A 14,258-nucleotide genomic window follows, 5' to 3' on the forward strand; every position below is an offset into this window, starting at 1 on the left:
TCAGAGCAGCACGATGTCGTACTGCCCTTGCCCGATCGCCGGCTCCGACTGCAGCGAAATCGGCTTGCCGATGAAGTCGCTCAGCCCCGCCAGGTGCTGGCTTTCCTCGTCGAGGAACAGCTCGATCACCTGCGGCGACGACACGATGCGGAACTCGCGCGGCGTGAACTGGCGCGCCTCGCGCAAGATCTCTCGCATCACGTCGTAGGCCACGCTGCGCGCAGTCTTCACGATGCCTTGTCCGCCGCAGGCCACGCATGGTTCGCACAGCATGTGCGCCAGCGATTCGCGGGTGCGCTTGCGTGTCATCTCGACCAGCCCGAGCTGCGAGAAACCGCCCGCCGTGGTCTTGACGCGATCGCGCGCCAGCTGCTTGCGAAACTCCGCCAGCACCTGCTCGCGGTGGTCGTCGCGGCCCATGTCGATGAAGTCGACGATGATGATCCCGCCCAGGTTGCGCAGCCGCAGTTGCCGCGCAATGGCCTGCGCCGCCTCGAGGTTGGTCTTGAAGATGGTGTCGTCGAAATTGCGCGCGCCGACGAAGCCGCCGGTGTTCACGTCCACCGTGGTCAACGCCTCGGTCTGGTCGACCACGAGGTAGCCACCCGACTTGAGCTCGACGCGCCGGCCCAGCGCCTTGGCGATTTCCTCGTCGACCGAGTACAGGTCGAAGATCGGCCGCTCGCCCTTGTAGTGCTGCAGCTTGCCGGCCGCCTTGGGCATGAATTCGAGGCCGAACTTCAGCAGCACCTCGAACTGCTCGCGCGAGTCGATGCGGATGGTCTGCGTGTCTTCGACGGTCATGTCGCGCAGCACGCGCTGCAGCAGGCTCAGGTCCTGGTGCAGCAGCGACATGGCGGGCATACGGCCGGACGCCTCGCGGATGCGCGACCAGGTCTTGCGCAGGTAGGCGATGTCTTCGGCCAGCTCGGGGTCGGACGAATCCTCGCCGTTGGTGCGCAGGATGAAGCCGCCGGTGTTGGCCGGCACCACGCCGCCGCTGTCGGCCGCGGCAGCCGCCTCGATCAGCGCCAGCATGCGGTTGCGCAGCGACTCGCGCTGGTCCGACGGGATCTTCTGCGACACGCCGATGTGGTTGTCCTGCGGCAGAAACACCAGCAGCCGGCCGGCAATGCTGATCTGTGTCGACAGCCGCGCGCCCTTGGTGCCGATCGGGTCCTTGATGACCTGCACCAGCAGCGACTGGCCTTCGAACACCTGCTTTTCGATGGGCACCATTGGCCCGCCGTTGCGGTGGTCGCGCTCGGGCGCGGGCGCGCTGGGGCGCGAGCCGGGCGTGAACGGCGCCACGATGTCGGCCACGTGCAGGAACGCGGTGCGCTCCAGGCCGATGTCGATGAAGGCCGACTGCATGCCCGGCAGCACGCGCGACACCTTGCCCAGGTAGATGTTGCCGACCAGCCCGCGCTCCAGCGTGCGCTCGACGTGCAGCTCTTGCACCGCGCCGTGCTCGACCAGCGCCACACGGGTCTCCTGCGGGGACCAGTTGATCAGGATGTCTTGCATGGAAGTCTTAAGTATTGAAGCCGGCGTTTCGAAGCAGGCCGGCCGTCTCGAACATGGGAAGTCCCATGATGCCCGAATAGGACCCGCTGATGTGCTCGATGAACGCGGCCGCCGCGCCTGGATGGCGTAGGCCCCGGCCTTGCCCAGCGGCTCGCCGCCTTCCGCATAGCGGGCGATCTGGGCCTCGGTGATCTTCGCGAAGCGCACGCGCGAAACGCTGAGCGCGGCATGGCGCTGCTCGCCGTGCTGCAACGCCACCGCCGTGAGCACGCGGTGCGTGGCGCCCGACAGCATCGCGAGCATGCGCGCGGCATCGGCGGCGTCCTCGGGCTTGCCGAGGATGGTGCGGCCGAGCGCAACCGTGGTGTCGGCGCAGAGCACCGGCGCACTGGCCAGGCCTCGGCGCGCCAGCCGCGCCACGGCCGCATCGAGCTTGAGCGCGGTCACACGCTGCACGTAGGAGGCCGGCGCTCGTTGAGCAGCACCGCTTCGAGCGCCTCGGCGTCTTCGCCGGCATCGGCGAGCAGCAGCGCATGGCGAACGCCGAGCTGGCCGAGCAGTTGGGCGCGGCGCGGGCTTTGCGAGGCGAGGTAGATGAAGTCGGTCAAGGCTCAGTTCTCCTGTGAGGCCGGCGGCGCAGTCCGCGCGCCGGCCACGGTGCGATTCCAGACCAGGCCATGCGGCAGGCGCCCGGGTCCGAAGAGGAAGTGAAGGACGCGGCGGCGCACAGGCGACCGGGCGCGGGACGAGGCGTGCAGCAGCAGCGGGCGCATCAGCAGCGCATCGCCGCGTGCCGCGATGCAGACCTCTTCGCCATGGGCAGCGCGCAGCGCCTGCGCCTCGGCGTCGCCCAGCCGGCCGACGCGGTGGCTGCCCGGCACGACGCGCAAAGGCCCGGCTTCAGCGCCGCAATCGTCCAGGTGCACGCGCACGGCGAGCAGCGACTGCAACACCTTGATCGAAGGCTGCACGTACGGTTCGCCCTCCTTGGTCACCATCGGCAGGCTGCCGCCCGAGGCGGGAATCGAGGTGTCCTGGTGCAGCGCGACCAGCCAGTTGCGGTCGGCGGTCTTGTCGAACAGCGTGCATTGCACGGCGACGGATTCGGCCTCGAGCAGGCCGAGATCGACCAGCCGCGCTTTCAGTTGAACGCCCATCCGGTGGCATTGCGATTGGGCCAACAGGTTGCGACTGCCTGCCGCTTCGTGCCCCAGCCAGCCTTCAAGCGACTGCGCGGCTTCGTCCAGCAGCCCGTTCGGCAGCAGCGCCGGTACAAGCACATAGCCCTTCTCGTCGAGCCACGCGGCCTGCCCGTCGGCGCTCGTCATTCGCGGTGGTAAGGATGGCCCGCGTTCACCGACCACGCCCGGTACAGCTGCTCGACCAGCAGCACCCGCGCCATTGCGTGCGGCAGCGTCAGGTCGGACAGGCGGATGCGCTCGTGGGCCGCGGCCTTGAAGGCCGGGTCGAGCCCGTCGGGCCCGCCGATGACCAGCGCCACGTCGTCACCCTCGCCCTGCCAGGTCTGCAGCCGCGTGGCGAGCGCCTTGGTGGTCAACGCCGTGCCGCGCTCGTCGAGCACGACGATGCGCATGCCGCGCGCGATGGCGCCCTCGATGCGCTCGCGCTCGGCGGCGTACAGCGTCTCCAGGGTCTTGGAGCCGCGCGGCTCGGTCTTGACCGCGCGCAGCTCGAGCTTGAGCTCGGGTGGGAAGCGCTTGGCGTAGTCGTCCCAGGCAGTCTGAGCCCAATCGGGCATGCGCTGCCCGACGGCGACCACCAGGAGCTTCATGCGCGGCGGGCTGGCGCCTTCTTGGCGGCAGTCTTCGCTGCGGTCTTTGCAGCGGGCTTCTTGGCGGCGGGCTTGCCGACCACCTTGACCGGCACGCGCGCGGTGGTGGTCTTTTTGGCCGGTGCCTTCTTGGCGGTGGTCTTGGCGGCCGTCTTCGAAGCCGGCTTTCTTGCCGGCGCCTTCGCGGCCTTGGCTTCCTGCTCGGCCGCGCGGATGGCGGTCTTGGCGGCGCTCGAGCGGCGCAGCGTCGGTTCCTTGGCGGCGGGCTTCTTCTTGGCCTCGGGCTCGTCCTTGACCGACGAGCTCGTCGACGCGGCAGGCTTGGCACCGCCCAGCTTGGAGCGCACCGGCTTGTCGCCCCAGATCTCTTCGAGGTGGTAGTACTGGCGGATGGCCGGCTGCATGATGTGCGCGACCGCCGCGCCGCAGTCCACGATGATCCACTCGCCGTTTTCCTCGCCCTCGATGCGCGGCTTGCCGAAACCGGCTTCGCGCACGGCATCGCGCACGCTGGCGGCCAGCGCCTTGGTCTGGCGGTTCGACGTGCCCGACGCAACGATCACGCGCTCGAACAGCGGTGACAGATGCTCGGTATCGAATACCTGGATGTCCTGCGCCTTGACGTCTTCGAGACCATCGATGATGGCTCGCTGGAGTTTCTGGGTGTCTTTTTTGGCGGCGGCTTCAGTGGTCATCAGGCAGAGCGGTAGAGGTGGTGTTGGTCAATATAGCGTGCAACGGTGGCCGGAACCAGCGAGGAAATGTCCACGCCAAGCGCCGCGCGCCGCCGAATTTCGGTTGCGCTGGTGTCCATGGCCGGCAATTCGAGCGCCTCGAAACGTGCGCCGGCCGGGAGGCCGGGCAGCATTTTCGGATCAAAACGAGCGATGTCACCCGTCGATAATGCGCGATACGCTACAGAAACGATAGCAATGCCGAGTATAGCCTGCCAGCCGTGCCAGCTCGGCAACGCGCTGGCCTGGTCGGCGCCCATGATCAGCACGAGCTGCGCGCCGGGCTGTTCTTTCTGCAGTTCGTGCAGGGTGTCGAGCGTGTAGGTGGGCCCGTTGCGCAGCACTTCGCGGCTGTCGATGACGACGGTGCCCTTCAGGCCCGCGAAGGCCAGGCGGGTCATCTCCAGGCGGTCTTCTTTCGGTGTGAGCGCGCGGCTCTTGTGCCAGGCCTGCCCCGTGGGAATGACGTGCAGTTCGGCAAGATCGAGTTGCGCCAGCGCGGCTTCGGCAAGCGCCACATGGGCCCGGTGCGGCGGGTCGAACGCGCCGCCGAAAACGCCGATGCGCGGAGCCTTGCCGGGAGGGGTCACAGCCAGTCGCGCCGCACGATGAAGTCGCTGTACAGCGCGGCTTCGGGGCTGCCCGGCTCGGGCTGCTGCTGGTAGGCCCAACTGGCCAGCGGCGGCATCGACAGCAGGATCGATTCGGTGCGTCCGCCCGATTGCAGGCCGAAATGCGTGCCGCGGTCCCACACGAGGTTGAACTCGACATAGCGCCCACGCCGGTAGAGCTGGAAGTTGCGCTCCCGCTCGGTGTAGGGCGTGGCCCGGCGACGCTCGACCACGGGCAGGTAGGCCGGCAGGAAGCCGTCGCCCACCGAGCGGATCATGGCAAAGCCATTCTCGAAACCGCCCTCGGAAAAGTCGTCGAAGAAGATGCCGCCGACGCCGCGTTGCTCGTTGCGGTGCTTCAGGAAGAAATACTCGTCGCACCAGGTCTTGAAGCGCGGGTACTTGTCCTGGCCGAAGGGCGCGAGCGCATCGCGGCACACGGTGTGAAAGTGCACCGCGTCTTCCTCGAAGCCGTAGCACGGCGTGAGGTCCATGCCGCCGCCGAACCAGCACACCGGCTCGCCGCCCTCGGGCAGCGCGGCCAGCATGCGCACGTTCATGTGGACGATCGGCACGTAGGGGTTGCGCGGGTGGAACACCAGCGACACGCCCATGGCCTCGAAGGGCGCGCCGGCGAGTTCAGGCCGGTTCTGCGTGGCCGAGGGCGGCAGCTTCGGCCCGCGCACCTGCGAGAAGCCGCAGCCCGCGCGCTCGAACAGCTCGCCGCCTTCGAGAATGCACGTCAGGCCGTGGCCCTGCAGCGGCTCGCCGGGAGCTTCTGCCAGGCATCGCGCACGCAGGTGCCGCCGTCGGCTTTCTCGACCGCTGAAATGATCGACTGCTGCAGTCCGCGCAGGTAGTCGCCGACCGCTGCCGGGTTGGTTTGCTGCATCAAGCGTGGGGGGTGTTGCGCGCATGCACGGCGCGGAATCCGATGTCCTTGCGGTATTGCGCGCCGTCGAAGTTGACGCGCGCCGCCACTTCGTAGGCCCGCTGCTGCGCCTGCTTCACGCTGTCGGCCAGCACCGTGACGCAAAGCACGCGGCCGCCGCTGGTGCGAAGCTCGCCGTTCTCCAGCGTCGTGCCGGCGTGGAACACCACGGCGTCGGCCACTTCGGCGGGAATGCCCGTGATGCGGTCGCCCTTGCGCGGCGACAGCGGGTAGCCGTGCGCGGCCATCACCACGCCCATGGCCACGCGCCGGTCCCACTGCAGCTCGACCTGGTCGAGCGTGCCGTCGGTGGCGTGCCAGAACACCTCGAACAGGTCGGACTTCAGGCGCATCATGATCGGCTGCGTCTCGGGGTCGCCCATGCGGCAGTTGAACTCGAGCGTCTTGGGATGGCCGGCCGCGTCGATCATCAGGCCGGCGTACAGGAAACCCGTGTACGGAATGCCGTCTTTTTCCATGCCGCGGATGGTCGGCAGGATGATCTCGCGCATGGCGCGCGCATGCACCTCGGCCGTGACCACCGGCGCGGGCGAATACGCGCCCATGCCGCCGGTGTTGGGGCCTTCGTCGTTGTCGAGCAGGCGCTTGTGGTCCTGGCTGGTGGCCAGCGCGGTGACGTTCTTGCCGTCGCACAGCACGATGAAGCTGGCTTCCTCGCCCTGCAGGAATTCTTCGATGACGACGCGCGCGCCGCCTTCGTTGTGCGACACGCCGAACTTGTTGTCGACCAGCATGAAGTCGACCGCCTCGTGCGCTTCCTGCGCGGTCATGGCCACGACCACGCCCTTGCCCGCCGCCAGGCCGTCGGCCTTGACGACGATGGGCGCGCCCTTGGCGTCGATGTAGGCATGCGCGAGCGCGGCGTCGGTGAACGCCTCGTACTCGGCCGTGGGGATCTTGTGGCGCTTCATGAACGCCTTCGAGAAGGCCTTGGAGCTTTCGAGCTGCGCGGCGGCCTGCGTCGGCCCGAAGATGCGCAGGCCGTGCGCGCGGAACTCGTCGACCACGCCGGCCGCCAGCGGCGCCTCGGGGCCGACCACGGTCAGCGCGATCTTTTCGTTGATGGCCCACTCGCGCAGCGCGGCGGGCTCGGTGATGTCGATGCAGTCGTAGCGTTCGTCGCTCGCGGTGCCGCCGTTGCCCGGCGCCACGTACACGCGGCTCACACGGGTGGCCTGCGCCAGGCGCCATGCCAGAGCGTGTTCACGGCCCCCTCCCCCAATTACCAGTACCTTCATTCGCGGGCCTTCATTTCTCGCTGTGATTCAACAAACAACATTCATATTCGTGCTTACTCGGACAAGGAGGCGTTGTGATAAACGTCCTGCACGTCGTCCAGGTCCTCGAGCACGTCGAGCAATTTCTGCATTTTCGCGGCGTCTTCGCCGGTGACATCGATCGGGTTCTCGGCGCGCATGGTGACTTCGGCCACCTCGGGCTTCAGGCCCGCGGCTTCCAGCGCGTTCTTCACGGCCTCGAAATCGGCGACCGGGGTCAGCACCTCGATGGCGCCGTCCTCGTCGGTGATGACGTCTTCGGCGCCCGCTTCGAGCGCCACTTCCATCACCTTGTCTTCGTCGGTGCCCGGCGCGAACACGATCTGGCCGCAGTGCTTGAACTGGAAGGCCACCGAGCCTTCGGTGCCCATGTTGCCGCCGTGCTTGGAGAAGGCGTGGCGCACTTCGGCCACGGTGCGCACGCGGTTGTCGGTCATGGTGTCGACGATGATCGCCGCGCCGCCGATGCCGTACCCTTCGTAACGAATTTCTTCGTAATTGACGCCTTCGAGGTTGCCCGTGGCCTTGTCGATGTTGCGCTTGATGGTGTCGATCGGCAGGTTCACGGCCTTGGCCTTTTCCACCGCCAGCCGCAGCCGGGGGTTGGCGCTCAGGTCACCGCCGCCGGCGCGCGCCGCCACCGTGATTTCGCGAATGGCACGGGTCCAGAGCTTGCCGCGCTTCTCGTCCTGGCGGCCCTTGCGGTGCTGAATATTTGCCCATTTGCTATGTCCGGCCATGGCTTTCTATCTCGCTGTCTTGTGTTTTCAAAGCAAGCTCCGAGTTTACTGTCCGGCGCACACAACGCCCGCCGGCCCCCTGGAATTCGGGCCTGGGCTTTTGGTGATAATCGTTCGATGACGCCATCGCCTCACGGCGGCCCCTCGACGCCCGTCGTCCTGCCGCCCCACGCTCCCCTGCCGCTGTACTACAACAACGAGGCAGAGCACCAGGCGTTCCTGCTGCGGATCTTCGACAGCACCGCGGCCGACTACAACCGCATCGAGAGCGTGCTCGCCTTCGGCACCGGCCCCGCCTACCGCCGTGCGGCGCTGCAGCAGGCCGGCCTGGCCGCCGGCGCGCACGTGCTCGACGTGGGCATCGGCACCGGCCTGGTGGCGCGCGAGGCGCTCAAGCTCATCGGCCCGACCGGCCGCCTCGTGGGCGTGGACCCCAGCCCCGGCATGATGGGCCAGGTCGACCTGCCCGGCGTCGAGCTGGTGCGCGGCTTTGCCGAAGCACTGCCCCGCCCCGACGCCAGCTGCGACTTCGTGAGCATGGGCTATGCCATGCGCCACATCAGCGACGTGGCCGCCGCGTTCGGCGAATTCCATCGCGTGCTGCGCCCCGGCGGGCGCGCGGTGGTGCTCGAAATCACCAAGCCCGAGGGCCGCGTCGCGACGGCGCTGCTCAAGGGCTACATGCGCGCCGTGGTGCCGCTGATCGCCCGCGTGGTCGGTCGCCGGGCAGACACCTCGGAACTCTGGCGCTATTACTGGGACACGATCGAGGCCTGCATTCCGCCCGAACAGGTGATGCAGGCGCTGGCCGCCGCGGGTTTTCGCGACGTGCGCCGGCATGCGAGCCTCGGCGTCTTCTCCGCCTATACCGCCATCAAACCAGAACCCAACGTCGAGGCCAGGTGACAGTGCGACCACAGGACGAACCCTCTTCTTCCCATCTGCGCGTCGAGCGCCTTTCATTGCCGGACAGCCTGGCGCTGGCCACCGACCGCAAGGCGCCCTTCGCGGCGCTGGGCTACGGCACGCCGCACGGCGTGGCATGGATGCCGACGGTCAATGCGCGCGTGCTCTCGCCGCGCGGCGCCATGGCCGACGTGTGGCACGTGACGGGCCCGAACATCGAGTCGGGCACCACCGGCATCGCGCGCTGGCGCACCGACGGCCACTGGCTGCTGGGCGCCATCGACCTGGACGAAGCCACTGAAAAGCAGGGCCTTGCCGAACTCGCGCACCGCGCCTACCGCGACCTGTTCAAGACGCTCGACCAGGCCGGCGCGCCGCACCTGCAGCGCATCTGGAACTACCTGCCGCAGATCAATGCCGACGGCGGCGGGCTGGAGCGCTATCGCCAGTTCAACGCGGGCCGGCAAGAGGCGTTTCTCGAAGCCGGCCGCGCCGCCTTCGAGGGCGCGCCCGCGGCCTGCGCGCTGGGCATTCACCAGGGCGCGCTGTCGATCCGCTTCCTGGCGGGCCAGCAGGCGCCGCTGCCCGTCGAGAACCCGCGCCAGGTGTCGGCCTACCGCTATCCCGAAACCTACGGCCCGCGCTCGCCGACCTTCTCGCGCGCCGCGCTGTCGGACATCGGCGACGGCAACATCGCCCTCTTCATCTCGGGCACCGCGAGCATCGTCGGGCACGAGACCGTGCACCACGGCGACGTGCTGGAGCAAACGCGCGAAACCCTGCGCAACCTGCAGGCCGTGGTCACCGCAGCCAACGAACGCGGCACCGCGAAGTTCTCGCTGGCCTCGCTCGACTGCGTGGTCTACGTGCGGCACCCGGCGGACACCGAGGCCGTGCGCGACATCATCGAAGGCACCCTCGGCGCCGACGCGCCGATGGCCCGCCACGCGGTCTACCTCGAAGCCGACATCTGCCGCAGCGATCTGCTGGTCGAGATCGAGGCCCACACGGTGGCCGCCGGCCGATTGCGGGCCTGACCGGTCGCGCCCGACCGATCGGCCCACCGCCCGACCGCCCCCGATTGATTCAATGACCCGCGTGCTGCGCATCCTCACCTCGATTCCGCTCGCGCTGATGCTCTACGCATTGCTGCTGTTCCTCGGACTGATCTCGCTGTTCTGGAACCTGGTGGCGATGCTGATCTACCCCGTGATTCCCACGCGGCCCGCCCGCGCGCTGGGCCGCATGACGATCGCCTTTGCCTACCGCATGTTCTGGTGGCTGGCGTCGGTGACCGGCATGATGCGCATCGACGCGGCCTGCCTGGACCCCATGCGCAACGAGCCGGGCGTGATCTTCGTGGCCAACCACCCGACCATGCTCGACGCCCTGCTGCTGGTGGCACGGCTGCCGCGCAGCGCCTGCATCATGAAGGCCGACCTGATGGGCAACATCTTCCTTGGCGCCGGGGCGCGGCTGGCGCGCTACATCAGCAACAAGTCGGCCCGGATGATGGTGCGCCTGGCGGTAAACGACCTGCGCAACGGCGGACAGCTGGTGATTTTTCCCGAGGCACGCGCACGGTGACGCCGCCGCTCAACCCCTTTCGCCCCGGCGTGACGCTGATCGCCAAGCTGGCGCAGGCGCCCATCCAGACCGTGTTCATCGACACCGACTCGCCCTACCTCAGCAAGGGCTGGCCGTTGTGGCGCGTGCCGCCGCTGCCGATCGTCTTCACCCTGCGGCTGGGCAAGCGCTTCGCGGCCACGCAGGACAGCGACGTGCTCCAGGCCGACCTGGAACACTACTTTCGCCAAAACATGGAACAGCGCGCCACCGACGCGTCCCCCGAATGCCAGACGCCTCGCGCACCCACCTTGTCCTGATTCCCAGCTACAACACGGGAGAACGCGTGTTCTCCACGGTCGCGGCCGCGCGTGCGCAATGGAACCCGGTGTGGGTGGTGGTCGACGGCAGCGACGACGGCACGGGCGAGCGGCTGCAGCAGATGGCGGCCGGTGACCCGGGCCTGCGCGTGTGGGTGCTGCCGCAGAACCAGGGCAAGGGCTCGGCGGTGCTGCACGGGCTGCGCGCCGCGAAGGACGCGGGCTTCACGCACGCATTGACGATGGATTCGGACGGGCAGCATCCGGCGGACCTGATCCCTGCGTTCATGAAGGCATCGCTGGAGCGGCCGGAGACGATGGTGCTGGGGCGACCGGTGTTCGATGCCAGCGCGCCGCTTTTGCGTGTGCGCGGTCGGCGTGTGTCGAACGGATGGACGCAGCTGGAGACGCTGTTCGCCGGCGTCGGCGATTCGCTCTACGGCTTTCGCGTGTATCCGGTGAGCGACCTGATCGCGGTGATGGCGAAGCAGCCTTGGATGCGTCGCTTCGACTTCGATACCGAGGCTGTGGTTCGGCTGGCGTGGCGCGGGGTCAAGCCGGTGAACATCGACGCGCCTGTGAAATACCTTACCGCCGAGGAAGGCGGGGTTTCACATTTCCGCTATGGACGGGACAACGTGCTGCTGACTTGGATGCACGCTCGGCTGATGGTGGAGTTCGTGTTGCGGCTGCCTGGGCTGCTGTTTCGCAAGCTGACTCGGAAGCCGCCGTTTCAGGTCTGATTTTCTTGTGGGGAGCGCCCGGTACGCGGCACGGCGCGGTCGGCCCCACTGTGCCGGCCCTTCGGGCTCCCCTGCGGTGCTCGCGTTTCGCGGGGTCTCGCAGAACTCGCTTCGCTCAAACAGCTGCGAGCCCTGATCGCGAAACACTGCGCTCCTCGGCGGCACAGAGGGGCCGCCCACACCGCACCGCATACCGGGCTTGGGGGTCGCACACGGGCCCTGCTTCTTCTTCAGGCCGTCTGCCCTCACCCCAACCCTCTCCCAGAGGGAGAGGGAGCAAGAATTGCCGAGTCAGATCATCCCGCCGTTAACGGAAATCACCTGACCCGTGATGTAGCCGGCTTCGTTTCCAGCGAGGAACGCCGCCAGCGCAGCCACCTCCTCCGGCGTCCCCGCACGCTTCACCGGCACCATCTGGTTGATGAGCGCCGGATCGAACACGGCATCGGCCATCGGCGACGCGATGATGCCCGGTGCGATCGCGTTCACCGTGACGCCGCGCGATGCCACTTCGAGCGACAGCGCCTTGGTCGCGCTGTTGAGCGCGCCCTTCGCTGCCGCGTAGTTGACCTGCCCCCCGGTTGCCCGCGATCGCGGCGACCGACGAGATGTTCAGGATGCGCCCCCAGCGCGTGCGCATCATCGGCAGCAGCAGCGGCTGCGTGACGCGGAAAAAGCCGTTGAGCGACACGTCGATCACCTTGTGCCACTGCTCGGCGCGCATGCCCGGCAGCACCGCGTCGTCGTGAACGCCCGCGTTGTTGACGAGGATCTGCACCGGGCCGCCTTCGAGAATGCGCGCACACGCGGCCGCGCAGGCCTCGTCGCTGCGCAGGTCGAACACATGGCACTCGGCCTTGCCGCCGGCGGCGGTGATCGACGCGGCCAGTTGCTCGACGGCTTCCGGGCGCGAGTTGGCGTGCAGCAGCACGGTCGCGCCTTCGCGCGCAAAACGCTGGGCCATGGCCGCGCCGAGCGCGCCGCTGGCGCCGGTGATCAGGGCGCGTTTTCCTTCGAGACTCATGACGGGGTGCTTTCTGTTGCGAGCGGCGTGTTCAGGACGACCACGGCGCGGCCTTCGGCCAGCGAACGACCGTCGTCGGCCTTCAACGTGAATTCATAGAGGATCTGGCGGTCGTCGCCGGACAGGCGCCTGGCCTTGACCTGCAACGCGCCCGCGATGTCGTCCAGCCGCGCCACGGCGAGCTTCACGTTGCGCGCGCTCGCCAGGAAACCGGCCGACGGCGCACTGCCTTCGACGGCCAGCAAGCCGCCGTGCAGCGCCATGGCCTGCGCGGCGTATTCGATGGCGTTCGGTGCGAGCAGGCCGCTTTCGGTGCGCAGCGGGTTGTCGGGTTGCGCATGCGTGGTGGTGCTGCAATGGATTGCGTCGGCGTCCCAGCTTTCGAGCCGCTCCAGCAGGCACATGCTGCCGCTGTGCGGAATGCGCCTCGCGATACCGGCGCGGTCGAGCGTTTGCGGTGCGGTCATGCGGCCTGGCTCTCTTCGAGGTCGGCCACCAGCAGCACGTTGGCAAAGGGCGTGCCCTCGCTCATCGGAATGCTGCGCACGCGAAAGCCCATGTGATCGAGCAGCGCGGTCCATTCGGCCAGCGGTCGGCCCCAGGTCGGCGAGACCTTGTGGCCGCGGATGCGCGTGACCGTGCGGTCGACCCACTGGCTGATCGCGAAACCACGGCGGCTCGATGCGTCGCCCACGCGCAGCAGCAGGCGCGCCTCTTTGCTACCGCCGCGCTTCAGCGCATCGCGCACGCGCAGCAGCACGCCCTCTTGCGCTTCAAGGCCCACGTAGTGCAGCACGTCGAGGATCACGACCAGGTCGCAGTCCGGCAACGCCGCCGAGCACATGTCGGCGCAGACCAACCGGGGCGCGGGCTGCAGATGGCCGATGGAGGCCTCGGCGCGCGCCACGTCCTTGGGCATCAGCTCGATGCCGGTGTAGTCGGCGGCGGCGGGCGTGGCGGACCACGACGCGGGCCAGCGGCCCTTCTGCTGCATGGCGCTCATCGACGCGAGCAGGCTCGCGAACAGGCCCTGTCCGCAGCCGATGTCGACCACGCGCCTGTGCTGCGCGCCGATCAGGCCGCGCTCGAGCAGGCCGCGAAACACCGGGTCGCGCCCCAGCTTGCCGCGCGCGAAGTGCCAGGCGAAGCTGCCGCCCTTCTTGTAGGGAATGGTCGCGGCTTCGTGCAGCTCGCGCCAGGCGTTGTCGGTCGAGCCCGACGGCGGCAACACCGCGTTCATGGTTTCAGGCCCTCGGGCAGGGTCACGGCGCGCAGTCCATCGGCGCGCAGGCGGTCGAGCAACAAGGGCAATACCTCCAGCAAAACGGGTTGTCCTTCGGCGGTGCGCGCGGCATTGCCGTCGTGCAGCAACAGGATGTCGCGGGCCTGCAGGTTGCGGCTCAGGCGCGCCATCACCTTGGCGGCGTCGCCTTCGCGCGTGTCGAAACCGCGCCGCGTCCAGCTCACGAGCGAGAGGCCGAGGCGGTGCAGCACGGGTTCGAGGAAAGGGTTGCGCAGGCCGGCGGGCGCGCGAAAACACGTCGGGCGCTGGCCGGTCACGTCGCTCAGGATGTCTTGTGCCCGCGCGATCTCGGCGGCAAAACCGCGCGGCCCGAGAAACGAAAAGTTGTGCCGGTGCCGCGCCGTGTGGTTCTGGATGCTGTGGCCGCGCGCCACGATTTCGCGCGCCAACGCCGGCTGCGCCAGCACGCGCTCGGCGATGCAGAAGAAGGTGGCGCGCTGGCCGTGCGCGTCGAGCAGGTCGAGCACGCGCGGCGTGACTTCGGGCTCGGGGCCGTCGTCGATGGTGATCGCCACTTCGCGCCGCGCGCCCGCCGCTTCGGGCAGCCGCGTGACGTTCGGGCCCAGCAGGCTGCTGCGCGGCGTCAGGCCGGCACCGGTGATCAGCGCATGGTTCAGCACGATGGCGCCCACGGCCCACGGCAATGCGCCCGGCACCAGCACACCCGCGCCGATGGCGGCCACGTGCCACGCCGCGCTGGCGCGGATGGCCGGCGGCCAGGGCCAGGATTCACGAGGGGCGGAGGCGGAAGACATGGAACCGG

The 14,258-nt window shown here is 68.5% G+C and carries 16 protein-coding genes and 3 pseudogenes; 5 read left to right on the plus strand and 14 right to left on the minus strand.

Translation table 11 applies throughout. The features are described 5' to 3' along the window. The 10 genes and pseudogenes from rng to BMG07_RS00620 form a co-directional block, all read right to left on the minus strand. Entirely contained in the window at positions 1-1,527 is a 1,527-nt protein-coding gene (gene rng, locus BMG07_RS00580) for a ribonuclease G (protein ID WP_198082720.1), read from the minus strand. Positions 1,528-1,701: 174 nt separating this feature from the next. Next, positions 1,702-1,983 (minus strand): annotated as a pseudogene (locus BMG07_RS44575) (Maf family protein); the annotation flags it as partial. After that, positions 1,971-2,135, minus strand: coding sequence for a hypothetical protein (locus BMG07_RS44580; RefSeq protein ID WP_374221210.1), 165 nt, complete (start codon positions 2,133-2,135; stop codon positions 1,971-1,973). The pseudogene BMG07_RS44575 and the gene BMG07_RS44580, both read right to left, overlap by 13 nt. Positions 2,136-2,138: 3 nt before the next feature. Then, on the minus strand, positions 2,139-2,855 hold the full coding sequence (locus tag BMG07_RS00590) for a phytanoyl-CoA dioxygenase family protein (protein ID WP_269758486.1): 717 nt from the start codon (positions 2,853-2,855) through the stop codon (positions 2,139-2,141). Beyond that, entirely contained in the window at positions 2,852-3,319 is a 468-nt protein-coding gene (gene rlmH, locus BMG07_RS00595; RefSeq protein ID WP_159276828.1) for a 23S rRNA (pseudouridine(1915)-N(3))-methyltransferase RlmH, read from the minus strand. The genes BMG07_RS00590 and rlmH overlap by 4 nt, the downstream gene beginning before the upstream one ends. Beyond that, complete coding sequence (rsfS, locus tag BMG07_RS00600; protein ID WP_198082721.1) at positions 3,316-4,014, minus strand: ribosome silencing factor; 699 nt, start codon at positions 4,012-4,014, stop codon at positions 3,316-3,318. Before rsfS ends, rlmH begins: the two co-directional genes overlap by 4 nt. Beyond that, positions 4,014-4,643 (minus strand): nicotinate (nicotinamide) nucleotide adenylyltransferase, encoded by a 630-nt coding sequence (gene nadD, locus BMG07_RS00605; protein ID WP_198082722.1) that lies wholly within the window; start codon positions 4,641-4,643, stop codon positions 4,014-4,016. Before nadD ends, rsfS begins: the two co-directional genes overlap by 1 nt. Further along, positions 4,640-5,556 (minus strand): annotated as a pseudogene (gene hemF, locus BMG07_RS00610) (oxygen-dependent coproporphyrinogen oxidase). Before hemF ends, nadD begins: the two are co-directional and overlap by 4 nt. Beyond that, a complete protein-coding gene (purD, locus tag BMG07_RS00615) occupies positions 5,556-6,854 on the minus strand; it encodes a phosphoribosylamine--glycine ligase (protein ID WP_198082723.1) in 1,299 nt (432 codons plus the stop codon). Before purD ends, hemF begins: the two are co-directional and overlap by 1 nt. A gap of 53 nt (positions 6,855-6,907) precedes the next feature. Beyond that, positions 6,908-7,633, minus strand: coding sequence for a YebC/PmpR family DNA-binding transcriptional regulator (locus BMG07_RS00620; RefSeq protein WP_198082724.1), 726 nt, complete (start codon positions 7,631-7,633; stop codon positions 6,908-6,910). Between the two features lie 117 nt (positions 7,634-7,750). Between BMG07_RS00620 and BMG07_RS00625 the strand changes: the two genes are divergently transcribed. From BMG07_RS00625 to BMG07_RS00640, 5 genes are read left to right on the plus strand one after another with little or no spacing between them, the layout of a single operon-like run. Continuing rightward, positions 7,751-8,539: a class I SAM-dependent methyltransferase gene (locus BMG07_RS00625; protein WP_198082725.1), complete on the plus strand. Its 789-nt coding sequence runs from the start codon at positions 7,751-7,753 to the stop codon at positions 8,537-8,539. Positions 8,540-8,541: 2 nt separating this feature from the next. Next, entirely contained in the window at positions 8,542-9,576 is a 1,035-nt protein-coding gene (locus BMG07_RS00630; protein ID WP_198082745.1) for a hypothetical protein, read from the plus strand. 52 nt (positions 9,577-9,628) lie between these two features. Continuing rightward, entirely contained in the window at positions 9,629-10,126 is a 498-nt protein-coding gene (locus BMG07_RS41200) for a 1-acyl-sn-glycerol-3-phosphate acyltransferase (protein WP_269758487.1), read from the plus strand. Then, a complete protein-coding gene (locus tag BMG07_RS41205; protein ID WP_269758488.1) occupies positions 10,123-10,425 on the plus strand; it encodes a hypothetical protein in 303 nt (100 codons plus the stop codon). The genes BMG07_RS41200 and BMG07_RS41205 overlap by 4 nt, the downstream gene beginning before the upstream one ends. Further along, positions 10,392-11,168: a glycosyltransferase family 2 protein gene (locus BMG07_RS00640; protein ID WP_198082726.1), complete on the plus strand. Its 777-nt coding sequence runs from the start codon at positions 10,392-10,394 to the stop codon at positions 11,166-11,168. The genes BMG07_RS41205 and BMG07_RS00640 overlap by 34 nt, the downstream gene beginning before the upstream one ends. Positions 11,169-11,459: 291 nt before the next feature. Here BMG07_RS00640 and fabG read toward each other — a convergent pair. The 4 genes and pseudogenes from fabG to BMG07_RS00660 form a co-directional block, all read right to left on the minus strand. Then, a pseudogene (gene fabG / locus BMG07_RS00645) lies at positions 11,460-12,192 on the minus strand (3-oxoacyl-ACP reductase FabG). Then, positions 12,189-12,659 (minus strand): hydroxymyristoyl-ACP dehydratase, encoded by a 471-nt coding sequence (locus BMG07_RS00650; RefSeq protein ID WP_198082727.1) that lies wholly within the window; start codon positions 12,657-12,659, stop codon positions 12,189-12,191. Before BMG07_RS00650 ends, fabG begins: the two are co-directional and overlap by 4 nt. After that, positions 12,656-13,432 carry a class I SAM-dependent methyltransferase gene (locus BMG07_RS00655; protein WP_198082728.1) on the minus strand — a complete coding sequence of 259 codons (777 nt, stop codon included), beginning with the start codon at positions 13,430-13,432 and terminating at the stop codon, positions 12,656-12,658. Before BMG07_RS00655 ends, BMG07_RS00650 begins: the two co-directional genes overlap by 4 nt. Next, on the minus strand, positions 13,429-14,250 hold the full coding sequence (locus tag BMG07_RS00660; RefSeq protein WP_198082729.1) for a polysaccharide deacetylase family protein: 822 nt from the start codon (positions 14,248-14,250) through the stop codon (positions 13,429-13,431). The genes BMG07_RS00655 and BMG07_RS00660 overlap by 4 nt, the downstream gene beginning before the upstream one ends. Positions 14,251-14,258: the final 8 nt, after the last annotated feature.

The sequence above is a fragment of the Variovorax sp. E3 genome, assembly GCF_016082275.1.
In the GTDB taxonomy this organism is placed as follows: domain Bacteria; phylum Pseudomonadota; class Gammaproteobacteria; order Burkholderiales; family Burkholderiaceae_C; genus Variovorax.

Excerpts from the sequence above, each read along its gene's own strand:
- rng (WP_198082720.1), bottom strand. The coding sequence starts at position 1,527 with ATGCAAGACATCCTGATCAACTGGTCCCCGCAGGAGACCCGTGTGGCG.
- BMG07_RS00590 (WP_269758486.1), bottom strand. The coding sequence starts at position 2,855 with ATGACGAGCGCCGACGGGCAGGCCGCGTGGCTCGACGAGAAGGGCTAT.
- rlmH (WP_159276828.1), bottom strand. The coding sequence starts at position 3,319 with ATGAAGCTCCTGGTGGTCGCCGTCGGGCAGCGCATGCCCGATTGGGCT.
- rsfS (WP_198082721.1), bottom strand. The coding sequence starts at position 4,014 with ATGACCACTGAAGCCGCCGCCAAAAAAGACACCCAGAAACTCCAGCGA.
- purD (WP_198082723.1), bottom strand. The coding sequence starts at position 6,854 with ATGAAGGTACTGGTAATTGGGGGAGGGGGCCGTGAACACGCTCTGGCA.
- BMG07_RS00620 (WP_198082724.1), bottom strand. The coding sequence starts at position 7,633 with ATGGCCGGACATAGCAAATGGGCAAATATTCAGCACCGCAAGGGCCGC.
- BMG07_RS00625 (WP_198082725.1), top strand. The coding sequence starts at position 7,751 with ATGACGCCATCGCCTCACGGCGGCCCCTCGACGCCCGTCGTCCTGCCG.
- BMG07_RS41200 (WP_269758487.1), top strand. The coding sequence starts at position 9,629 with ATGACCCGCGTGCTGCGCATCCTCACCTCGATTCCGCTCGCGCTGATG.
- BMG07_RS00640 (WP_198082726.1), top strand. The coding sequence starts at position 10,392 with ATGCCAGACGCCTCGCGCACCCACCTTGTCCTGATTCCCAGCTACAAC.
- BMG07_RS00650 (WP_198082727.1), bottom strand. The coding sequence starts at position 12,659 with ATGACCGCACCGCAAACGCTCGACCGCGCCGGTATCGCGAGGCGCATT.
- BMG07_RS00655 (WP_198082728.1), bottom strand. The coding sequence starts at position 13,432 with ATGAACGCGGTGTTGCCGCCGTCGGGCTCGACCGACAACGCCTGGCGC.
- BMG07_RS00660 (WP_198082729.1), bottom strand. The coding sequence starts at position 14,250 with ATGTCTTCCGCCTCCGCCCCTCGTGAATCCTGGCCCTGGCCGCCGGCC.